Here is a 20,141-nt window from a genome sequence, read left to right as displayed (position 1 = left end):
ATTTCATTCCAAATTTTTCTCTTAAATCCAAGTTAAAAGGAAGTGGAATTGCCTGATCTCACTTCCTTTGATTAGCTCGATTTTAGGCAATTGCTGGCTGATCTTTAGCTTTAAGAGTGGGTTGAGGCTTCCCCTCTTCTTCAAGATGGGTGAGAGCCACAAATTGTTTGCCTAAGGCTCGTGAGGCTGTAATCCAGAGAACAATCATCCCCATTAAAATACCGGCTACAAAAGGGGCGCTGCTGCTAAATGTTCCGAAGAGCATGAGGAGTCCTTGGTGAATAAGCGATCCTCCAGATTTTCCTAGGCGGGATCCCACACCGTCAATAGCTGCCTTGCCTTTGAGTTTGAGATCATGCTCTAGTGGGATGAAGGCCATCTCTTTAGTCGCATCAAACACTGAATATTTTGCTGCCTTGCTTAAGCAATTCTGAGCGAATCCGAAGAAGACTAAAATTGTCAAGGGAGCAAATCCAGTGAGGGCGTACACCATGCCTCCCAAGTGATCTTGGAAGAAGAGGAAGGTGAAGAATCCCCCGCAAGTTACCCCCATCACAATGGGAGTGATCAAGGCTGTTTTGGTCCATCCCAGGCGATTGATAATGCGAGCCATGAAGAATGACATGAATGTGGACACAATTCCAGTCACCGAAGCTAGATTATTCATGTACACATTAAAATCAGTCGGCGAGGGATACAGTTGCTTGACTTGATCTTTCCAGACAACTTCAATTAAATTAATGACCAGATTGTAAGCAACTACAATGATCGCGATGTAAAGGAGATATTGGGATTTAGATAAATAACCAAAGCTTTCTCGCAAAGAGAGCTTTTTTTTCTTTTTAAGGGGCTTAGAAGCGGAGTGCAACGCCTTGTAATCGGCATCATTTAAGACATTCTGATTCATCCATTTAAAGATGGTCATTGCCCCTATTCCTGAGATAATCACGGCTAAAACGAGGGTCATCACGCTTTGTTCCCACGGATCGTTTCCAAAGGGTAGGCTTAATCCGTCTGCTTTTGAAATATAGATAGCTGCTTGTCCTGCTATGATGGCGGAGATGTTAGCACCTGCACTTAATACCCCATAAAAGCGGCTTGCTTCATTGATTTTAGTAATTTCATTGACAAATCCCCAAAAGAGAACTGTCATTACAATATTGCTCCACATTTCCGAAATCACATAAAACACGGTAAACGACCAGTAGCGGAACATTGAGATAAGGCCGCGGAATCCTGTCGGGAGATATTGTTCAATAAAATCAGCCGCTTGGTGAAAGTGCAAAGCTTCCCGTTGAGGGTAGATGATAAAGGCAAAGAGGGCATAAAAAAGAAGAAAGGTCGCCATGACGATATAAAAAACTTGTTCTTGGCTATACCGATTAGCGAGCTTAGTAAATAAGTAGGTCGTGAGAACGGCCATGGGAAGCATGACCCAGACTTTAATGAATGGAATCACTTCAGCACCGGATGCTGTGATAACGACCGCATCTTTCATATTTCGAAGAACCGTATAATTGAAGCAAATCAGAAACAGCATCAATAAAAGGGGGACGATTCTTTTTAATTCATGGGCATGAATTGGCCAAATGATTGAACGGAGAGGACCAAATTCCGAAAGTAAAGGCTGAGTCATAAAACTCCTTTTTTACCACTCATTTTACTAAAAAAAATGTTAAAATGCAATTAAAAGTTTAAATTATTTTGTAAATAAACCTTACTAAATAATAAAAACGACTTTTCAGATAAATTACAAAAAAGTCGTTTTTATTATTTATTCCGCCTTAAGTTTTAAAGAGCTTCGTTAATTAACCGAGGTTTAATGGGCTTCAAATCGGTTGAAGTTGACTTTGAGCCTCCCGAAGTTAATTCATTGAACTGCCCTCCTAAATACCGTGTAGCGTACATCCAGATTGCAATAATCACTAATAAAAATCCAGCAACATATGAGGCACTCGCCATAATTGTTGAAAAAGTGACTAATAAGCTTTGATGGATCAAAGAACCGCCAGATTTTCCCAGGCGGGAGCAAACTCCGTCAATGGCAGCCTTGCCTTTCAGTTTACTTTTCACATCTAATGGAACAAATGCCATCTCCTTAGTCGCATCGAAGACCGTGTATTTAGCACCGCGACAAAGAATATTTTGGACAGAGCCAAAGAACACGACTACGGCCAACGGGGTAGTGCCTAATGCGGCATTGACGATGTGCGATAAAGAATCTCGGAAGAAAAAGAAGGAGAAGAAACCAATGCTAGTGAGGAGGAGAATAATGGGGGTTATAAGGGCTGTAAAGGTCCAGCCAAATTTTCGGATCATATTCCCAGAGATAAAAATCGCCGTTGTGGTGGCTACAATTCCAATAATTGTAGAAACCTGATTCATGTAAAGATTAAATTGAATGGGGTCAGGATAAAGCTCTCGCAATTGGTGCTTCCAAATAACCTCAACTAGATTGATCACAAGATTATAAGCGATTGTGATGAGGGCAATGCATAACATATAGCGTGAACGTAAAAGGTATCCAAAAGTTTCTCGGATAGAAAGCTTCCCCTTTGCCTCTTTTTCTTGTTCAACTGTCTCCTTATCATAATAGCGAGGAAGAGATAAAACCTTTTTATGAAACCAACGAAATAAAACCATAGCGGCAATTCCCACACACAGGACTAGGGAGACAAGCAAAATCAAGGTTTGTTCCCAAGCATCTTCTCCAAAGGGTAAAGAGGGGTTATACACCGTTTGGCAAAGAAAGACAGAAACCTGTCCTGCAAAAATCCCTGATAAGTTAGCTCCTATGCCAAAAATCCCATAAAAACGTTTAGCTTCATTGAGGCGAGTGACTTGGTTCGCAAACCCCCAAAATAACATGGATAAAATGATATTACTCCACAGTTCGGACATGACGTAAAACATGGTTAATGTCCAATTGCGGAACATGGCAATTAGCCCTTTTAATCCTGGGGGTAAAATTTTTTCTAACGCGTCGGCCGTTTGGTGAGGATGTAAAAGTTCCCGGTTGGGGTAGAGGAAGAAAGCAAACAAGAAAAAGAAAACCAAAAAGGTGGAAACCATGACATAGAAAACTTTTTCTTGAGACCAACGATTAGATAGGCGAGTAAATAAAAAAGTCATAAGCAGAGCGCCAGGCAGAAGAATCCATACTTTAATAAAAGGGATAACTTCAGCACCTGAGGCCTTAGCCGTTACAACTAAGGTATCTTTCATCGTCCTAAGGACATTGTAATCGAAGGAAATAAAAAAGAAAATAACTAACAGAGGAATGAGTTTACGTAACTCATCGCGGTGAACGGGCCAAAGCAATGCCCGCCATTTACTAAATATAGGATTTCCGTAAGCGGAATTTTCCACAAATGACCCTTCGGTTAAAAATTGGAAATTTTTTAGAAAAACACGGCATACAAAAATGGATGCATGCTAGCCATTTACAGGCCAGGGCCTGTAAAGAAAAAAAGGAAAATTTAAGTGAAGAGACTGGGGGGTAAGAGTGATGTGACTGTTGATATAGAGAGCACATAGTTTGCATAACTTCCATAAGTACAATACTTACGGTCATAATTTTTACATGACAAACACATTTTTTGCAATGACTATTTCAAGGGTGGTTGCTATAAAGCTGTATCGCTCAAAGCTTCAATGCCTGGCAAAGTTCCCTGCTCAATGTATTCTAAAGAAGCTCCTCCTCCTGTAGAAAGATGGGTGATTTTCTCGGAGAGGCCGGAAGCTTGCAAAGCCGCAATCGAGTCACCTCCGCCTACGATTGTGGTTGCGGAAGATTCTGCCACGATGCGTGCGATTGCATAAGTGCCTTTTGCGAAAGGCTCAATTTCAAAAACGCCCAACGGTCCATTCCAAAAAATAGTTGTCGCGCTCTGCAAAATTTTAGCAAACTTCTGGATCGTTTGAGGTCCAATATCTACTCCTTGAAAGGGAGAGGGAATCCCTGTTTGGGCAGCGATGGTTTGAACGGTAGCCTCTTTAGAAAGAGAATCGGCGATCATAAGATCATCCGGCAAAATAATTTTTGCATGGCGGGAGGAGGACAAATGAAGAATGCTTTTGGCTTTATCTAAAAATTCTTCTTCATGAATTGAGTTGCCAATCGGGATTCCTTGAGCTTTCAAGAAAGTGTAAGCCATTCCCCCACCAATAAGGATTGCATCGGCCTTTTGCAGTAAACTTTGTATCACCCCGATCTTAGTGGAGATTTTTGATCCTCCGATAATGGCGCAAAAAGGGCGAGAGGGGTGAATGAGTGAACTATTTAAATATTTTATTTCTTTCTCGAGGAGAAAGCCTGCCGCAGATTTACCGGGGAAGTAGCGCGTGATCTGTGCTGTTGAGGCGTGAGCGCGATGAGCTGTTCCAAAAGCATCATTAACATACAGATCGCCCAAAGAGGCCAGTTCTTTTGCAAAGGTGGGATCTTTTTCAGGATACTCTTCTCCTTCCCGAAACCTGAGGTTTTCAAGTAAAAGCACTTGAGTTGGTTTTAGAGAGCTCGCTAGCTGTCGCGTTTCTTCTCCTACAGAATCGGGAGCCATGAGCACCGGATAGTTAAGGAGTTCTGAAAGGCGTTTTGCGCACGGCTTCAAAGAATATTCAGATGAAGGCTTGCCTTTAGGCCTCCCTAAATGGCTCATCAAAATGACAGCTCCCCCTTTTTCAAGAATGTAGCGAATGGTAGGCAAGGAGGCCCGAATTCTCGTATCATCCGTAATTTTTTGCTCTTTATCGAGAGGAACATTAAAATCCACCCTAACAAGCACTTTTTTACCGTTAAGGGGAAGCTGTGATAAAGAGAGTTTACTAGACATAGGAGGCTCCTCAGGCTTTGAGCAAAATGAATATTCTGCTATTACTTTTAACGTCTTAGGCAAATCCTTGTAAAGGAATCTTTAAATGGGTGAAAAAAAAACACTGCGTAAAGAATATTCTAAATCCGAATTAAGGCGAGAAGGTCTAAGCCCCGATCCCTTCAATCAGTTTCAAATATGGTTTAGAGAGGCTATAAATGAAGAAGCTGTTGAACCAAACGCCATGACTTTGTCAACTACCAGCTTGGCTAGAAAGCCCTCTTCAAGAATTGTCCTGCTAAAATATTTCGATCATCGAGGTTTTGTTTTTTTTACCAATCTAGAAAGCCGCAAATCGCGCGAATTAAGGGATAATCCTTTTGCTGCTATTAATTTTTTTTGGCGATCTCTCGAAAGGCAAGTCAACATTGAAGGGTCGGTTGTTTTAGTGTCTTCTGCAGAGTCCTTTTCCTATTTTTCTAAACGACCTAGAGGGAGCCAAATTGGCGCGTGGGCTTCTAAACAAGATGCTGAGCTTAATTCGCGGGATGAATTGGAAGATACATACAAACAGCTAGTAAAACAGTATGCTGGGCAGCCTATCCCCTTACCTCCTTTTTGGGGCGGTTTTCGCTTAATTCCTACACGCTTTGAATTTTGGCAAGGAAGAGCTAATCGGCTTCATGATCGCTTCGAATATAGAGCTTATCTGCAGAATGAATGGGAAATTCGACGTTTATCTCCTTAGTCACTTGAGAGGGGATCTACCATAATTAATTTTTAATTTGTTTAATTAGCCCTTTTCTTTTTTTGTTGAAATAAATAGAATGCTTGCAGTTTATTCAGGGTAAATAAAAAAATATGAAATAAAGCCTAGGGGAGATAAAGATTGTCTTTCTTCGGCTCTAAAGGCGTATCCCTGCTCGCTAAACTAGAATCCTTACGAGTGAATTTGCATGAAAATTTTTGGTAAATAAGTTATACTTGACAAAGAGAGGCCCAATAAAATATAGCGAATTCTTATTCATAAAATTACTTGCCGACCATTACCGCGCTCGGCTTTGCTTTTTGAGTTTTCTTCGATCTCTTCTGGCTAGATTTCGAAATGCTTAGATCTTCACTCATGCATGGGTCTTGATCGTGGCATCCGAAACCTATTCCAAAATTCTCGGGTAAAATTCAGAGGCGGCGAAAGGGTATGGAGAGCATTCCCATAGGTAGGGTAGATTGTGAATAAAATCGAACAGATGGGTCTATAAGGAGAAACGAATGGCGTTGAAAAAAATTGAAGTGGCAAAATTTAAAAAAAGACTAGAAGAAATGCGTGACCAGTTGACACGGCTGTTGAAAGGATCGACAGAAGAAGTCAAAAAACCTGATGAAGCAACTGGTTACTCTCAACATCAAGCTGATCAAGGGACAGATGACTTTGATAGAACAATCAATTTGGAAGTGACCACACGAGAGTACGCAATTTTGAGACAAATTGATCGGGCTTTAGAGAAAATTCACGATAATACGTATGGAATTTGTGATGTAACAGGGGAAGAAATCCCTCTTGCACGTTTAGAAGCGGTTCCTTATGCTTCCATGACAGTGAAAGCTCAAGAAAAGTTGGAAAAAGGTCTCATTTAAGCATGCTAAAGTTTAAAGCACTGTGGATTAGTATCTTAGTCCTTATATCTGATATGACATCTAAATATTGTGCTTTTCACTATTTGCCTAAACCAAGGTTTGACACTTACAGGTATCCCTATGGAGGGGTACCAGTTTTCCAAAACTTTTTTGGAATCCAGTTTTCACTTAACTACGTGGAAAATAGAGGGGCTATCGGAGGCATCTTTGCCGACTTTCAAGAATACCTGCTAATTTTTCGCATCCTTTTAATTATTTTCTTGTTCTGCTATTTACTTTTTTATCGCTACGAGAAAAAATTAGAACTTCCTTTCGCCCTCATTATAGGGGGAGCCATAGGAAATATTGTGGATTACTTCTTATATGGTCATGTGGTCGATATGTTCCACTTTGTCCTATGGGGATACGATTATCCAGTTTTCAATTTGGCAGATTCTGCCATCTGTATAGGGATTGGGTGGATTTTCATCCATTCCTTTATCTCAGGCTCTTTAAAGTTTTCTTCAAAGTCGAATGTACGATGACTCACGCACTACGCTTGGTAAAAGTTGAGGAAGCCGTCCCCTTACAAGCTTCTAAATGGTTAAATTTATCCATGCTTGTTGGGTGTGAACCGATGCAGTCTTTACTTGAGAATTTGGGGGCCTTTCATATTTATTCTATGGGAAGAGTGGTAGAGGGGGGATCCGGCGAAATTTCACAGGTCGATTTCTTACAAAGTTACCAAAATTACCTTCAAACCCTTATGAATGGAAAAATTCCTGATTACCAGGCCACAGCCTCCTCTTTTTCTGTGGTATTTACCGCGGATTTAGAAGCTCTTTACTGTATAGCGGTAGGAGAGAAGCAACAGTTAGTGCGTATTGGCAAGCCGGTGATCCAGCTGCAAGCCCATACCTTGGACTATTCTCCGCGTGATGGTAAATTCCGCTCAATGGTTTTTGGGCAAGATTCTATTGCATGGGGCCTTCAATTTTCTTATCCCCAAATTCACCAAGATGGTAAAGAAGTTGTGCAAACTCTCCGCCGCTCAGATCCCAATACAGAGTTATTTCGTCGTCTACAAACATGGATTCGTTTGAACACAATTCCCACAACCTTTTTGGTAGATGGAAAAAAAATCAACGTGCCGGTGAGAATTGGGAAAGAGTGTTTTTCCTGGATCAATCGACATTGTCAGCTTGTGAAAAAAAATCTTAAAGTCGCCGTGTAGAGCTTAAATAACGGGCAAGTTTTTCGATGGATATCTTTTTTCAAACCTCTCTGCACCCCCATCTTCCTCTCTCTCCTCCTGTAGCAAGTATTGCCCATCGAGGTAATTCTTCGGATGCGCCTGAAAACACCTTATTTGCCTTTCAACAAGCTTTAGAGATTGGGGTAGATTATATTGAAGTGGACGTACATTTATCTAAGGATGGCATTCCAGTGGTCATTCATGACCTTTATCTTTCCCGAACGATTCCCCATGCAAACGGTGTGGCAGTTATGGATTGTGATTTTTCTGCGCTTCAAAATTGGGATGCAGGGGAATGGTTTGATTCAGCTTTTGCAGGTCAAAAAATTCCTTCTTTGGCTGAGGTGCTTGTCTTATGCAAAGGGAAATGTGGCGTGATGGTAGAGATTAAGGAGGGATCAGCCCCTCCTAAAGAATTAGCGCAGGCTGTCCTTAAAGTGGTCTTGGCAGAGACGAATCGGGCTGCCGAGGTGGTGGTGGGATCTCTCTCTGCCGATATTTTAAAAGCCTTACGAGAAATGCAACTCCCCTTTCCCTTAGTTTCAATCATTGACGAAGAAAAAGAATGGCATCGGCATGCGCCCTATGAGCCTGATATCGTCGCGATGCACTATAGTATGCTTACCCAAAGAAGACTAAGCGAATTAAAGCAGATGAGGAAAAAGGTTTGGGTCTGGACGGTCGATGAGCCCGGAAGGATGCATTATCTTATTCAAGCTCGCGTGGATGGGATTATTTCTAATTGTCCGCGCGAGCTTAAACAAGTTTTTGCCTTAAGATAGTTTTTTAGCTGAATTGCTATCCGCATATCGTGCGATTGAGCCAAGCTCTGCCTCGATGCTTAGTAGACGGTTATATTTTGCTACGCGATCTGTTCGGCATAAGGATCCTGTTTTAATTTGGCCAGAGTTGGTTGCCACGCAAATGTCTGCGATGATGCTATCCTCTGTTTCCCCGGATCGATGAGAAATAATGGCTGAATAAGCATGTGTGTGAGCTTGTCGAATTGTTTCTAAGGTTTCTGTTAAAGTCCCAATTTGGTTGACCTTCACTAAAATTGAATTGCCGATCTTTTGCTCAAAACCTTTTTGTAAGAATTTGGGGTTGGTGACAAAAATATCATCGCCCACCACTTGGATTTTTTTACCAAGCCTTTCGGTTAAATATTTCCAGCCGCTCCAATCGTTTTCATCTAGGCCATCTTCAATAGAATCGATCGGGTATCGATTGCAGAGGGATTCGAGATAAGTGACCTGCTCTTCTGCTGAGCGTTGGGCAAACGATTGTTTTTGCCGTTTTCTTTTCTTTTCCACATAGGTCTTAGTAGCTTTATCGTAAAACTCAGACGCTGCGCAATCTAAAGCAAGAGTAACCTGAGAGCCTGGGTGGTAGCCAGCTTTTTCAATAGCCGTTAAGATGTACTCAATAGCAGCTTCGTTTGAGGGTAAATTAGGAGCAAAACCTCCTTCATCTCCAACCGACGTCGCATGTCCCTCCTCTTTTAAAATTTTTTTCAAGGTGTGGAAAATTTCTGCTCCCCAACGGATGGCTTCCCGAAAAGTAGGGGCTCCAATTGGGCGAATCATAAATTCTTGAAATTCCAAAGAGTTGTCGGCATGAGCTCCACCGTTCATGATATTCATCATAGGGCAGGGGAGAATGTAAGGATGGCAACCACCGATATAGCGATAAAGAGGCAAATGGGCAGTAGCAGCTCCCGCACGCGCAAGGGCTAAAGAAGCGCCTAAGATTGCATTTGCTCCAAAACGCCCTTTATTTTCCGTTCCATCGGAAGAAATCATCAACAAATCTAACTCTGGTTGATCGAAAACATGTCGCCCCACCAAAATTTGAGCAAGCGGGCCATTCACATGCGCGATGGCTTGTTGGACTCCTTTCCCATGGTAACGGGCTGGATCGCCGTCTCGCAATTCAACTGCTTCATGCTCGCCTGTAGAAGCCCCAGAAGGGACTGAGGCTTTTACGACCACATCTCGATCGGTCTTTAAGGCGACTTCAAGAGTAGGGTTTCCACGAGAATCTAGAATTTCAATCGCTTTTACGGATCGGATATAAGCCATATTCACCTCATTTGTTGGTTAAAATTTCAGCGGCGTAGATGTTTTTGTGTAATGCTGTGTAGGAGATCGTGATAAGATTCAAAGCGAAGGGGGGAAATTCTGCCTTCTTCAACAGCTTGAATAACGGCACAGTCCTCTTCATGCAAATGGGAACAATCCGGAAATTTGCACATGCGGCCAATAAGGTGAATTTCTGAAAAATAGCTCTCCACTTCCTCTCGATTCACATCCCAAATTCCAAAACTTTTTATTCCCGGTGTATCGATGCACCATCCCCCAAAATCTAAAGGGATAAGTTGCGTGGTTGTCGTGGTATGGGTTCCTTTTTTTGTGCGCTGCACAATTTTTCCTGTGCGTAAATCTGTGCCAATTAGGGCATTAATTAAAGAAGATTTTCCCACGCCCGATTGGCCAGAAAAAACCGAAGATTTATCGCGCATTTGTTCTTTAAGAAGAGCGATCCCTTCGCCTGTGATAGTGCTTACAGGGATAACTTGTAAGCCTGCTTGCCGGTATCCCTTGATAAACTCCTCAAACAGAGCTTTTTCTTGCTCAAGGAGAGGATTGTCTGCAGCTAAGGGGGTAAACAATAGGTCAATTTTATTGACTACAATAAGAGGAGTCATTCCTCCTTTTTGCGTGGCAATAATATAACGATCAATTAATGAAGGCTTTAAAGGCGGACTTAGAACCGAAGTTGTAATCAAAACCTGGTCAATATTAGCGGCGATAAGCTGTTCTTTACGCCTAGAAAGATTATCTGCTCGTGAAAGCACTGTTTTGCGAGGCTCCACATGAGCAATCAAACCTTCTTCAGGCGCGCTTTTCTCAAAAAGGACAAAATCGCCAACCGCGACTAAATTTTTTGCTAATCCCCGCTCTTTTTTTAAAACTCCGCGCAAGGTACAAAGAAATTCTTGGCCATTGGAAGAGACAAGAATTCCCTGGGGAACGATGGAGATCACGCGCCCTTTTTCCCATTCATTTTTGGATAGTTTGGCGCTGCGCTGTTCGGTTAGGTGTTTTTCATGTTTTTCTCGATCGGTTTTTTTATATTTAGAACGATCTCTTAAGGAAGCAAGTTTTCTTTCCTGGCGGTATGCCTTGCGGTCATCCCCAAAATACTCCTCTTCGATAGGGCATGCGACCCATTTTTTCGGCCGTTTTTTTTTTGAATCCATAAGTGACTGAATAAAAAGGTTGAATAAGTTTTTATCTTAAACAAAAAAATAGGTCGAGATCAAGAGGAATAAAAAAGCGGGAGGAGAAATTAGATAAAAAAGAATGCCTAGAGTTTGTTTTGGCAGACTCTAGGCTTTTAGGTTCAGTGAGATTGCCCTCTCTTTAAATGTTTTGAGCATTCGTTTAAATAGGCTTCACAGGCTTTTTGGAAATGGTAAAGTTCGGTCAAATTGCCTTTAATAAGAATTTTATTATGGTCGTTTTCTTCTAAAATCAGCATAAAATGAAAATGAATCTTGAATAGAGAGAAAAAATGCAAAATTTTTTCAAGCTTACCTTTGGCCTCTATCAGATTGCTTTTCGTTTCGCTTAAGTCTTCTAGAAATTGCATAGAGCTCAATTCTTTGTTCATTTGATTTTCCAGATAAATAAACGCTTGCAGAATCATGCGTTCTTTATTTTCAGAAGTGTATCCGAAATATTTGTTTAATAGCTGGTTAATTGCCAGAAAACGAAAGCGATGACAAACCGTTGCGCAGGGATGTAAATCCTGCTTTAAAAAAGTAAAAATGTAAGCTTGAATCGAGAGGGGCAAGCTGGTAAGAAAAAGGGACTGGGTTTGGGAATCTCCTGATAACTTAAACTTTTTTAAGGCTTTGCAAGTCAGGTCTCTTTCTTTGGGAATTTTTTCAGTAAAAGGGGGCGGGTCATTCTGGCCTCTAGGGAGCGTCGCTTGAAAAGCATGGAGATGGCGGATATAGTGCAAATAATGGGTAAATTGCATGAAAGTTTCCTTTAAGTTGAAAAAATCGAGAGATTTGATATCCTTACTTATATGCTTTCACAGGAAGTGCCCGAGAAAGACATATTCTTTAGATGTTTTTATTATTTAGCTGGCAACTAGTTCATTGTCAAAACAATCTCTTGAGTTTAGAAAAACTCCCTGGAGAGGGGATAGGGTAGCTTTTAACAGCCCATTTTCCTAACAAGGAGACATTAGGTCAGATAAGAAATCGATCTATCCCCAGTTAGGGTTAGCGGATTGTTATAAACTTAGTGCCTTTTTGGAAGAGTGATAGCATTCCAAGTTGACTTAGGCGGGTTCCCCTCATGCAATGCTTGGGAAAAAATTTGGTTGTCTCCTTTAGAACCAGGTATTCCTGTTTCTCTCTAAGTCCTGTAGTTAGGATGACCGTAGCTTTTGCTGCTGTTCTTTCAATTTTGCCATACGTTAATTTCCCAGGAGGGTCAATGCGCGATTACCCATTTCTTATGTTTGTCATAGTCGGATGTCTCTTTTTATTGCCCCCTCCTTGCCGAGCTTTTCAGATTTCAACTGAGCAAGCCCGCCAAATGGGGGAGCAAATTTGGAAAAACGAATGTAAAAAATCTGTTGCCGGTTTAACTTCTTGGAATGCGGGAGAAGAATTTGCCTCCCTAGGAATTGGGCATTTTATTTGGCATCCTAAAAATTCAAATTCTCCCTTTAAAGAGTCCTTTCCTAATTTGATAAAATTTCTAGGTAAGCATCAAGTGGCCATTCCCCAATGGTTAATCCAAGCTGATGGTTGCCCATGGAAAACGCGAGAGGAATTTATGGCTGCTCAAGATAAAGAAGAGCTAAGGGAATTGCGCCAACTTTTAGCCGAAAATGTTGACCTGCAAATTTATTTCATGTTCGAACGGTTAGAAAGGTCGTTGCCCATCCTGATGGAAAATTTAAGTGCAGAAGAGCAAGAAAAAATTCAAAGGCAATTCTGCCAATTGAGCCAATCTTTGGCGGGCACTTATGCTTTATTGGATTATGTCAACTTCAAAGGAGAGGGAGTTTCTCCGCAAGAAAGATACCAAGGGGGCGGATGGGGGTTGCGGCAAGTCCTGCTGGGGATGAACCTATCGGATGAACCTGTTAAAGAATTTGCTCGGAGTGCGAGGAGTGTGCTTGAAAATCGGGTGCAGAATTCACCTCCTCAAAGGAATGAAAAACGTTGGTTACAGGGGTGGTTAAATCGGGTTCAAACCTACGAATTCTATTCTGCTAGTTGACGGAACTCTTTTATCTAGAGGCCTGCATTTCTAGGTTGATTTATATGTTGCGACTCTCGTATGATAATGCTATCTATGAGAGTTTAGAGGGATTTTAAGTAATTTTACACTGAACCACTCTCTAACTGAAATAAGCATTGATGCAGAATAAATTCAAAAAGTAAGGTTAAGGTTAAATGACAGTTGTTAAAGTGCGGGTGGGAGAACCCCTTGATAAAGCTCTTAGAGCTCTTAAAAAAAGACTCGATAAAGAAGGCGTCATGAAGTCTGTTAAAGCCCATCGCTTTTACTCTAAACCATCGGTAAAAAAGCGAGCAAAATCTAAGGCTGCCTTAAAATATAAAAAGCAGCGTTAAAAAATAAATAAGGCTGTCAGAGAGCGCTCATGTCGGTTTATGCGGCCTTTCCTTAAATTTGTTTCCTTTGAGCAAGGGGATAAGTTGGGATGTCATTCAGTTATCTATAAAGACCAAGTTTCCAATAAATCCAGTTATAGCGTGACATGGGTACCTGTGTACTGCACCGCTCATAAGTGTTAACCCATTTGGGAATCGCATATGTCAGATTATTACAACACTCTAGAAATACAACGCAATGCTACTCAGGATGAAATTAAAAAGGCTTATCGAAAGATGGCCCTGAAATATCATCCAGATAAAAATCCTGGCGACTCGGAATCGGAAAAAAAATTTAAAGAGATCTCCGAAGCTTATGAAGTTTTAAGCGACACCAATAAACGGCAATTATACGATCGGTACGGCAAAGAAGGCGTGCAAGGCGCTGCTGCAGCGGGAGGCGGGGGGTATTCTTCTATGGAAGAAGCTTTGCGCACTTTTATGGGCGCGTTTGGTGGAATGGGTTCTGATTCCATTTTTGACAGTGTTTTCGGTGGCGGAGATTTTGGCGGAGGGCATGCTGGAGGCCAAGGAGCTAGGCAAGGAGCAAGCAAACGGGTCACTATTACTCTTTCTTTTGAAGAAGCCGCGCGAGGAGTTGACAAGGAGCTTGTGGTAACAAATTATGTTACTTGCCGAGAGTGCGGAGGAAAAGGGGCAAGGTCTGCCGCGGGCATAAAAAAATGCAATCGATGTGGTGGCTCCGGACAAGTTTTCGAGCAGCGTGGCTTTTTTAGCATGTCGATGACGTGTTCGCAGTGTCACGGTGAAGGGCGCATGATTGTTGATCCGTGCTCCGTTTGTCGAGGAAGTGGCCTTGTCAAAGAAAAGCAGCATGTCAAAGTTCATATTCCAGCAGGTGTAGATTCAGGAATGCGTCTGCGCATGAGTGGATATGGAGATGCCGGACAAGGCGGGGGGCCTCCAGGAGATCTGTATGTTTTTATTCAGGTCGAACCGCATGAGATTTTTGAAAGGGATGGCAATGACCTTTTGCTCGATTTGCCTATTAGTTTTACAGAAGCTGCGCTCGGATGCAAAAAAGAGGTCCCCTCTCTTTTTGCACATACCTGCCGTATTGCGATACCTGAAGGGACTCAAAATGGGAAAGTTTTCCGAATAAAAGGAGAAGGCTTCCCCAATGTGCATGGGCAAGGTAAAGGAGATCTTCTAGTTAAAATTTTTGTTGAAACGCCCACTAAACTTAGTAAGCGGATGAAAGAACTGCTTGAGGAGTTTTCTAAGCTAGAGGGGGCCGTTAATTTGCCAACTCGAAAAAGCTTTCTCGATAAAATTAAAGCCTTTTTTCATTGAGAAGCGTCTTTTACAACTCAGATGTTTTTTAAACCCTCAGCAACTTTATGGGATTGCTTGAGGGTTTTTTTATGAGATAAAAACCATTAAAGGAAAATAAGGGTGATGCCTTGCCCATACAACTAAGGGGACATGCCTAGAATTTTTCCCTTTTTTGCAATCAAACGAGCAAGGACTCATGGAGACCATTCAAGGCCAACTCAGCACTCTCACTAAAGTAAATAGGCTTGCCAATTGTGTGCTGAGGAGCAATACTAATCTCAAGCTTGATTCCTTGGTTTTGGAGAAACCCTTTAATAACTTGAAGGGCAGTTTCGGGAGTATTGCATTCGCTTGAAAGGTGAGCTAAGTGCACATGTTTGAGCCTTTCGTGTGCAATATCACTTAATAGCTCAGCACAAGCTTCATTTGAAAGATGGCCACTGCGACTTAACACACGTTGTTTATAAATCATGGGCCTCGAAGAGGCATAGACCATCGAAGGTTGATGATTGGCTTCGACATACAAATAATCACAATTTTGCAATTGATGCCGCACAAGAGAGGTGACAAAGCCCAAATCGGTGCAAAAACCTAATTTTAGCTGATCCGTTTTAATTGTGAAGCCCACTGGGTCTATTGTATCATGCTGAATGCTAAAGGGATGCACTTCCAGATCTCCCAAAAGAAAGGGCTCCCCGGTCGTGAAGATTTTAAATTTAGGGCAGTCGTGGAAATATTCTACAATGCCTTTTGCGGTTTCATGGTTTGCAAAAATGGGAATTCCCAGTCTGTAAGCTAAAACTTTAAGACCGGCAATATGATCTGCATGTTCATGGGTGACAAAAATGGCATCAATATCCGTCAATTTGACATTCAATCGAGCGAGCTCTTCTTTAATTCTTCTTCCGCTAATCCCTGCATCGATCAAGATTTTTGTATTTTGCGTTCCCACATATACACAATTGCCTTTGGATCCCGAAGCTAAAGGAAAAAAACCTTCCATTTAAAACCATTCATTTGAGAGATTAAAACAGCACTTTTAGCATACCTGCAAAATGAATGGAAGGATAAAAAGGGCTTTTTAAAAAAATGTTGTTTTTATCCCTCGTATTGACTTAATTTAATCTCTAAACGTATCCTGCAATAAACGTAAAAATGAGTAGGTTAATATTACTCTAGGAGCCAGTAATGGAAAAAATAAGCTTAAAAAATAATCAAGAGCCAATTAGTAATCGTTTAGAAGCTGTAGCAAAAGAAATGCAGCAAGGCAAATGGCTTTCTTCAGAGTTACAAGTGGTTTATCATGGGCGTTGTTGGAGAATAATAAGGGCTTTTTTAAAATTGCTGGGTTTTAAAGTCGATCGTAGAGACTCCTTACATGTTGCTGAAAAATTGTGCCTTTATATGGAGCAAAATAGAGATAAATTGTTAGATCCAAAAACTATTAACAATAACAGGAAAAACTTCGAAATTATTTTAAATAGAATTCTTCCCTTGAAAGTTAGGAATCAAAACGATCCAATCGGCCAATGCTATCGAAATATTTTTAAGCGCTGCATGGCCTTACTCGACCCGGCCGAAGTAGCCAAGCAAAAAGAAGCTTCTGCAAAATTGAATGCGCAAAAATTAGAAGCATTCAGGCACACCGCAAAAAAAAGAGAGGGAGAGGAACAAACTCGAAAAGAGCCAGAAGGGCTAGCTGAGCAAAAAGCGGTAGTAAAAGCTCGTGTGTCTCTAGAAACACAACGCAGAGCGGTGGAAGAAGAGCGTTTAGCCTTAGAAGTGCAGCGTAAAACTTTGGAAGAAGAGCGCGTAGCTTTAGAGAGACAACGCAAAGCTATGGAAGAAAATCGGGTAGCTTTAGAAGCCCAACGTATAGCTGAGGAAGAAAAGAAACGGGAAGCTTTAGAAACAGGACCCCTAGCTATGACAGAAGCAGCCGTAATTTTACAAACTGAATACAACGTGTTAGTAGAAGAGTGTACAGCTTTAAAAGCTAACGTTAAAGCTATGATAGAGAAATATTTGGTTTTAGAAGCCAGATACAAAGCCGTAGAAGAAGAGCGGACAGCTTTGAAGGCACAACTCTTAGAAATACAACGCAAAGCTGCGGAAGAGGCAAAAAGGGGACAGAAAGAAACTGAGCCACATGCTCAGCAACCAGCCGGAGTAATGGCGTCCGGAACTCAAAAAAATAAAGAGGGTGAAAAACCCAAAGCTGAATCTCTATCTAGTGAGATGAGCAAAAGTCAAAAGAAGCGACTTAGAAAAAAAGGGCAGGCCACTTTAGAAAAGACAGAAAAAAAAAATTCCGCTTAGAAGGGCCTACTCATCCAGCGTTTGAGGCTAAAGGAGAAGAAGAGAAAGCGCAAGGCGCTAAAAAAGTGTTGCTAGAGCCTCAGCTTTTTGAAATTCCTAAACATGGGGAAAATGTAAAAGATCTTCAAAAGATCGTTCAAGAAATCCTCGAGGAAGGGGGGCAATTACAAGCAGCGCAGCAAGAAGAGCAAAATATTCTGGTAGCTTTGGTCGATAAATTTGAACAATTGTTGCCTCTAGAGAGAAAGGATAGAGAATTAAAAAAAGTAGAGGAAACGCCTCCTAGCGATTTGGGGAAGACCGAAACAGGCAAGGACGATCAAGGTTTGATTGAAGAAATGGCTGATCAATGTCAACAATTAGACGATGGAACGGCAGCGGCTTACCAGATGGCTGAGCAACTTTTATCTCTTTTACAAGGTCTTAAGGAACCTTCTGCCGCAGACGTAGAGAAATAGCATTTAGGCAGTTTAGTAAAAACTGATAAAGCCATTAAGGATTTCGCACCGCACAATCCATAAAAAGATGGACAAGTGCTTATCAAAAGAATACGGGGATATGAAAAAAACTAAGCCTACATTTTATTAATTCGTGAAGCTTCTCTGGCAGAGGGCTGAGCTTCCCTCAGAAAATTCTCCCTCCACGATCCTTTATTCATCCTCTAGAGCAAATGCATTTTTTGGAGAAGTTTCTTCTCCTCCGTTTTTTCGAGAAAGCAGAATTTTTCTGGGCTTACTCCCTTCACTCGGGCCAATAACTCCTTGATTTTCTAAAAGATCAATTAAACTGGCAGCTCGCGCATATCCAATTTTAAGTTTGCGCTGTAAGAAAGTTGTAGAGGCATTTCCTGTACTTAATACAATATCAAGAGCGCTATCGTAAAGTTGGTCAGCAGGGGATTCTGCTTGATTGGAGGACTGGAAATCTTCAAATGAGCCTTGGTCAAAAGAGTCAATCACATAATTAGGGGGAGCTTGATCGCAAATTTTCTTGACTACCCCGGTAATATCCTCATCGCGAATATAGGCTCCCTGTGCCCGAATAAGGTGGGAGCTTCCCGGTGGAAGAAAGAGCATATCCCCATTCCCAAGCAAAGATTCCGCCCCTGTTTCATCTAATACAATCTGGCTATTCACTCGGCTAGCAACTTTAAATGAAATGCGGGTAGGAAAATTTGCTTTAATAATCCCGGTAATCACTTCACGGGAAGGGCGTTGCGTGGCGAGAATTAAATGGATCCCCACCGCTCGGGCCATTTGGGCAATTCTGGCAATAGGAGTTTCGATATCGCTGCTGGATACCATCATGAGATCTGCGAGCTCATCAATAATTCCTACGATATAAGGGAGTTTTTCAGGAATTTCTCTATCAAAACTTTCCTCTAGCTCTATATCCCGTTTCCGTTGATTAAAGGATTCGATGTTGCGAACGGATAAAATTTTAAGCAGTTCATAGCGATTTTCCATCTCTTTTACCAGCCAATTTAAGGCCGCACATGCTCCATGCGGCTCGGTAATGACCGGTGCTAACATGTGGGGGAGACGCGTATAAGGGGTTAATTCTACCTTTTTGGGATCAATCATCAGTAATTTAATTTCGTCTGGCTTAGCATTTAGTAAAATCGACATTACAATGGTATTGATACAAACGGACTTTCCCGATCCGGTCGCTCCTGCGATAATACAATGAGGCATTTTAGCTAAGTCGCTCATGACATATTCTCCGAGGACTGTCTTACCTAGCAGAACGGGAATATGAAATTTCTTTCCCCCTTGTTGATAGGCGTGTAAAATATCTTTAAATGCCACCTCTTGTGGGTGAGGGCTAGGAACTTCGATTCCTACCGCTGCTTTGCCTGGAATGGGGGCGATAATTCGAATCGACCTTGCTTGCATGTTTAAGGCAATATCATTTTCCAGAGTGCGAATTTTCTGCACCTTAACTCCAATGGCAGGGTGCACTTCAAACAAAGTAATGGTTGGACCGCAATGAATCTGCCCCACTTTTGCCTCGATCCCAAAGCTCAGGAGGGTTTCTTCGAGAATCTCTGCCTGCCTCTCTAAATCTTTCTTTACAAGGGTATGATCAATACTTTTTGGATTGGTTAAAAGGTTATCTTCAGGGACCTCGTAATGGGTAAAATCTCCGTTATAAATTTTTTGGGCGTTAATAGCAGCTTCTTTTTTGTTGAGGAGGACAGCTTCCGAATCAGGACTTTCAGTAGGCTGAGGTAAAGCCAGGATCTCTTCTTCTGGTTCTGTGTGGGAGTCTTGGTTAGAGAACACAGGGCGAGACATCTCATCAAAAGGGCTTTTCAAAATTGGATCTAAGGTATATCTACGGGTAAAACTCGGACGATTTTTTAGTCCCCTTTCCTGAAAATGCTCCGTCTCATCTGTTTCAGCCTGAAAAGGAGTGAGCATTTTATCAGAGTTAGAAAACGGCTCTTCTTCTGGCTCACGGGGAGCAAATAAAGCCTCCCATTTTTCTTTGGTGGTTTCTTTTAAAAGAGTAAAAAAGTTTGTCAAAGCTTGTAAGATTTGTTCTGGGGTAATTTTTGCTAAAGAAAGCAAAGAGGCAACAAGAGTGCTAAAAAAAACTAAGCCAACTCCGGTTGTATTGAGCATACGCACGAGATTATAAGTGGGCATATCGCGGTAGAGGTAATAAAAAAGAGCTCCTCCCAAATGATACCTTTGCTTTTTGTACCACGAATAAGTGTAAAAAGAATGTCCTAAAAACGTGCGAATGGTGGGAAATTGTTCTTCGATCAGGGAAAGTAAAATGGATGTTGAGCAAACTAGAATGGCCACAGCAAGCGTTTTTTTTCCTAGGCGATTAATCGGCTGGTTAAAGAGAAGGCGCCAGCTAATCCACCCAAGGAAAATCACAATTAAGTAGCTGCTTAATCCAAATAAGGCGTGAAAGATCCACCCGATCGTATGTCCAATAAGGCCTAGCCAATTTTTAGATGCCTGGCCGTAAGCGAAACTTAAAAGGCTTAAAGTTAAAATAAAAGAGGCAATGAAAAAGAAGATGCCTCGCATTTCGGTATTATAGGGAGTGACATCTTTAACAGGCGGGGGGGATGTCATTTTAATTTGTTTTTTTTTAGCCATTTTTTCCCTTAATGATTTTT

General features: G+C 41.6%; 18 protein-coding genes. 10 read left to right on the top strand and 8 right to left on the bottom strand.

The genetic code is table 11. From position 1 onward, the window contains the following. Positions 1 to 82 precede the first annotated feature (82 nt). From PARA125_RS00960 to PARA125_RS00950, 3 genes are all read right to left on the bottom strand, one after another. The gene (locus tag PARA125_RS00960) at positions 83 to 1,636 is read right to left on the bottom strand and encodes an Npt1/Npt2 family nucleotide transporter (RefSeq protein ID WP_213156862.1); all 1,554 of its coding nucleotides are present in this window, start codon (positions 1,634 to 1,636) and stop codon (positions 83 to 85) included. Between the two features lie 155 nt (positions 1,637 to 1,791). Continuing rightward, positions 1,792 to 3,369, bottom strand: a complete 1,578-nt coding sequence (locus tag PARA125_RS00955; RefSeq protein WP_213156861.1) for an Npt1/Npt2 family nucleotide transporter — start codon at positions 3,367 to 3,369, stop codon at positions 1,792 to 1,794. A 257-nt stretch (positions 3,370 to 3,626) separates the two neighbouring features. After that, entirely contained in the window at positions 3,627 to 4,835 is a 1,209-nt protein-coding gene (locus PARA125_RS00950) for a phosphoglycerate kinase (RefSeq protein ID WP_213156860.1), read from the bottom strand. Positions 4,836 to 4,920: 85 nt separating this feature from the next. Here PARA125_RS00950 and pdxH point away from each other — a divergent pair, with 85 nt between their 5' ends. From pdxH to PARA125_RS00925, 5 genes are all read left to right on the top strand, one after another. Beyond that, positions 4,921 to 5,562 (top strand): pyridoxamine 5'-phosphate oxidase, encoded by a 642-nt coding sequence (gene pdxH, locus PARA125_RS00945; RefSeq protein WP_213156859.1) that lies wholly within the window; start codon positions 4,921 to 4,923, stop codon positions 5,560 to 5,562. A gap of 521 nt (positions 5,563 to 6,083) precedes the next feature. Further along, on the top strand, positions 6,084 to 6,449 hold the full coding sequence (locus PARA125_RS00940; RefSeq protein WP_213156858.1) for a TraR/DksA family transcriptional regulator: 366 nt from the start codon (positions 6,084 to 6,086) through the stop codon (positions 6,447 to 6,449). A 2-nt stretch (positions 6,450 to 6,451) separates the two neighbouring features. Beyond that, a complete protein-coding gene (lspA, locus tag PARA125_RS00935) occupies positions 6,452 to 6,973 on the top strand; it encodes a signal peptidase II (protein WP_213156857.1) in 522 nt (173 codons plus the stop codon). Beyond that, positions 6,970 to 7,662 (top strand): hypothetical protein, encoded by a 693-nt coding sequence (locus PARA125_RS00930; RefSeq protein WP_213156856.1) that lies wholly within the window; start codon positions 6,970 to 6,972, stop codon positions 7,660 to 7,662. The genes lspA and PARA125_RS00930 overlap by 4 nt, the downstream gene beginning before the upstream one ends. A gap of 26 nt (positions 7,663 to 7,688) precedes the next feature. Then, on the top strand, positions 7,689 to 8,465 hold the full coding sequence (locus tag PARA125_RS00925; RefSeq protein ID WP_213156855.1) for a glycerophosphodiester phosphodiesterase: 777 nt from the start codon (positions 7,689 to 7,691) through the stop codon (positions 8,463 to 8,465). Here the strand turns inward: PARA125_RS00925 and eno are convergent. From eno to PARA125_RS00910, 3 genes are all read right to left on the bottom strand, one after another. Then, complete coding sequence (eno, locus tag PARA125_RS00920) at positions 8,457 to 9,764, bottom strand: phosphopyruvate hydratase (RefSeq protein WP_213156854.1); 1,308 nt, start codon at positions 9,762 to 9,764, stop codon at positions 8,457 to 8,459. The two genes, PARA125_RS00925 and eno, sit on opposite strands and share 9 nt — an antisense overlap. A gap of 26 nt (positions 9,765 to 9,790) precedes the next feature. After that, complete coding sequence (gene rsgA, locus PARA125_RS00915; protein ID WP_213156853.1) at positions 9,791 to 10,945, bottom strand: ribosome small subunit-dependent GTPase A; 1,155 nt, start codon at positions 10,943 to 10,945, stop codon at positions 9,791 to 9,793. A 143-nt stretch (positions 10,946 to 11,088) separates the two neighbouring features. Then, complete coding sequence (locus tag PARA125_RS00910; protein WP_213156852.1) at positions 11,089 to 11,730, bottom strand: F-box protein; 642 nt, start codon at positions 11,728 to 11,730, stop codon at positions 11,089 to 11,091. Between the two features lie 467 nt (positions 11,731 to 12,197). Between PARA125_RS00910 and PARA125_RS00905 the strand changes: the two genes are divergently transcribed. The 3 genes from PARA125_RS00905 to dnaJ all read left to right on the top strand — a co-directional run bounded on the left by PARA125_RS00905 (position 12,198) and on the right by dnaJ (position 14,701). Beyond that, positions 12,198 to 12,992 carry a hypothetical protein gene (locus PARA125_RS00905; protein ID WP_213156851.1) on the top strand — a complete coding sequence of 265 codons (795 nt, stop codon included), beginning with the start codon at positions 12,198 to 12,200 and terminating at the stop codon, positions 12,990 to 12,992. A gap of 176 nt (positions 12,993 to 13,168) precedes the next feature. After that, positions 13,169 to 13,348: a 30S ribosomal protein S21 gene (gene rpsU / locus PARA125_RS00900; protein WP_006341691.1), complete on the top strand. Its 180-nt coding sequence runs from the start codon at positions 13,169 to 13,171 to the stop codon at positions 13,346 to 13,348. 201 nt (positions 13,349 to 13,549) lie between these two features. Then, positions 13,550 to 14,701 (top strand): molecular chaperone DnaJ, encoded by a 1,152-nt coding sequence (gene dnaJ / locus PARA125_RS00895; RefSeq protein ID WP_213156850.1) that lies wholly within the window; start codon positions 13,550 to 13,552, stop codon positions 14,699 to 14,701. 160 nt (positions 14,702 to 14,861) lie between these two features. Here dnaJ and PARA125_RS00890 read toward each other — a convergent pair whose 3' ends face one another. Next, positions 14,862 to 15,686: an MBL fold metallo-hydrolase gene (locus PARA125_RS00890; protein ID WP_213156849.1), complete on the bottom strand. Its 825-nt coding sequence runs from the start codon at positions 15,684 to 15,686 to the stop codon at positions 14,862 to 14,864. Between the two features lie 185 nt (positions 15,687 to 15,871). Between PARA125_RS00890 and PARA125_RS00885 the strand changes: the two genes are divergently transcribed. Further along, complete coding sequence (locus PARA125_RS00885; protein ID WP_213156848.1) at positions 15,872 to 17,002, top strand: hypothetical protein; 1,131 nt, start codon at positions 15,872 to 15,874, stop codon at positions 17,000 to 17,002. Between the two features lie 65 nt (positions 17,003 to 17,067). Further along, the gene (locus tag PARA125_RS00880) at positions 17,068 to 17,460 is read left to right on the top strand and encodes a hypothetical protein (protein WP_213156847.1); all 393 of its coding nucleotides are present in this window, start codon (positions 17,068 to 17,070) and stop codon (positions 17,458 to 17,460) included. Between the two features lie 192 nt (positions 17,461 to 17,652). On the opposite strand, the gene PARA125_RS00875 is transcribed toward PARA125_RS00880, so the two are convergent. Continuing rightward, a complete protein-coding gene (locus tag PARA125_RS00875; RefSeq protein WP_213156846.1) occupies positions 17,653 to 20,121 on the bottom strand; it encodes an FtsK/SpoIIIE family DNA translocase in 2,469 nt (822 codons plus the stop codon). Positions 20,122 to 20,141: the final 20 nt, after the last annotated feature.

It is taken from the genome of Parachlamydia sp. AcF125 (genome assembly GCF_018342475.1).
Taxonomy (GTDB): domain Bacteria; phylum Chlamydiota; class Chlamydiia; order Chlamydiales; family Parachlamydiaceae; genus Parachlamydia.
This window is presented reverse-complemented; position numbering and strand designations above follow the sequence as displayed.

Bases quoted from the DNA above. Each gene is read 5' to 3' on its own strand.
- PARA125_RS00960 (WP_213156862.1), bottom strand. From the start codon at position 1,636: ATGACTCAGCCTTTACTTTCGGAATTTGGTCCTCTCCGTTCAATCATT.
- PARA125_RS00950 (WP_213156860.1), bottom strand. From the start codon at position 4,835: ATGTCTAGTAAACTCTCTTTATCACAGCTTCCCCTTAACGGTAAAAAA.
- pdxH (WP_213156859.1), top strand. From the start codon at position 4,921: ATGGGTGAAAAAAAAACACTGCGTAAAGAATATTCTAAATCCGAATTA.
- PARA125_RS00940 (WP_213156858.1), top strand. From the start codon at position 6,084: ATGGCGTTGAAAAAAATTGAAGTGGCAAAATTTAAAAAAAGACTAGAA.
- lspA (WP_213156857.1), top strand. From the start codon at position 6,452: ATGCTAAAGTTTAAAGCACTGTGGATTAGTATCTTAGTCCTTATATCT.
- PARA125_RS00930 (WP_213156856.1), top strand. From the start codon at position 6,970: ATGACTCACGCACTACGCTTGGTAAAAGTTGAGGAAGCCGTCCCCTTA.
- PARA125_RS00925 (WP_213156855.1), top strand. From the start codon at position 7,689: ATGGATATCTTTTTTCAAACCTCTCTGCACCCCCATCTTCCTCTCTCT.
- eno (WP_213156854.1), bottom strand. From the start codon at position 9,764: ATGGCTTATATCCGATCCGTAAAAGCGATTGAAATTCTAGATTCTCGT.
- rsgA (WP_213156853.1), bottom strand. From the start codon at position 10,945: ATGGATTCAAAAAAAAAACGGCCGAAAAAATGGGTCGCATGCCCTATC.
- PARA125_RS00910 (WP_213156852.1), bottom strand. From the start codon at position 11,730: ATGCAATTTACCCATTATTTGCACTATATCCGCCATCTCCATGCTTTT.
- PARA125_RS00905 (WP_213156851.1), top strand. From the start codon at position 12,198: ATGCGCGATTACCCATTTCTTATGTTTGTCATAGTCGGATGTCTCTTT.
- rpsU (WP_006341691.1), top strand. From the start codon at position 13,169: ATGACAGTTGTTAAAGTGCGGGTGGGAGAACCCCTTGATAAAGCTCTT.
- dnaJ (WP_213156850.1), top strand. From the start codon at position 13,550: ATGTCAGATTATTACAACACTCTAGAAATACAACGCAATGCTACTCAG.
- PARA125_RS00890 (WP_213156849.1), bottom strand. From the start codon at position 15,686: ATGGAAGGTTTTTTTCCTTTAGCTTCGGGATCCAAAGGCAATTGTGTA.
- PARA125_RS00885 (WP_213156848.1), top strand. From the start codon at position 15,872: ATGGAAAAAATAAGCTTAAAAAATAATCAAGAGCCAATTAGTAATCGT.
- PARA125_RS00875 (WP_213156846.1), bottom strand. From the start codon at position 20,121: ATGGCTAAAAAAAAACAAATTAAAATGACATCCCCCCCGCCTGTTAAA.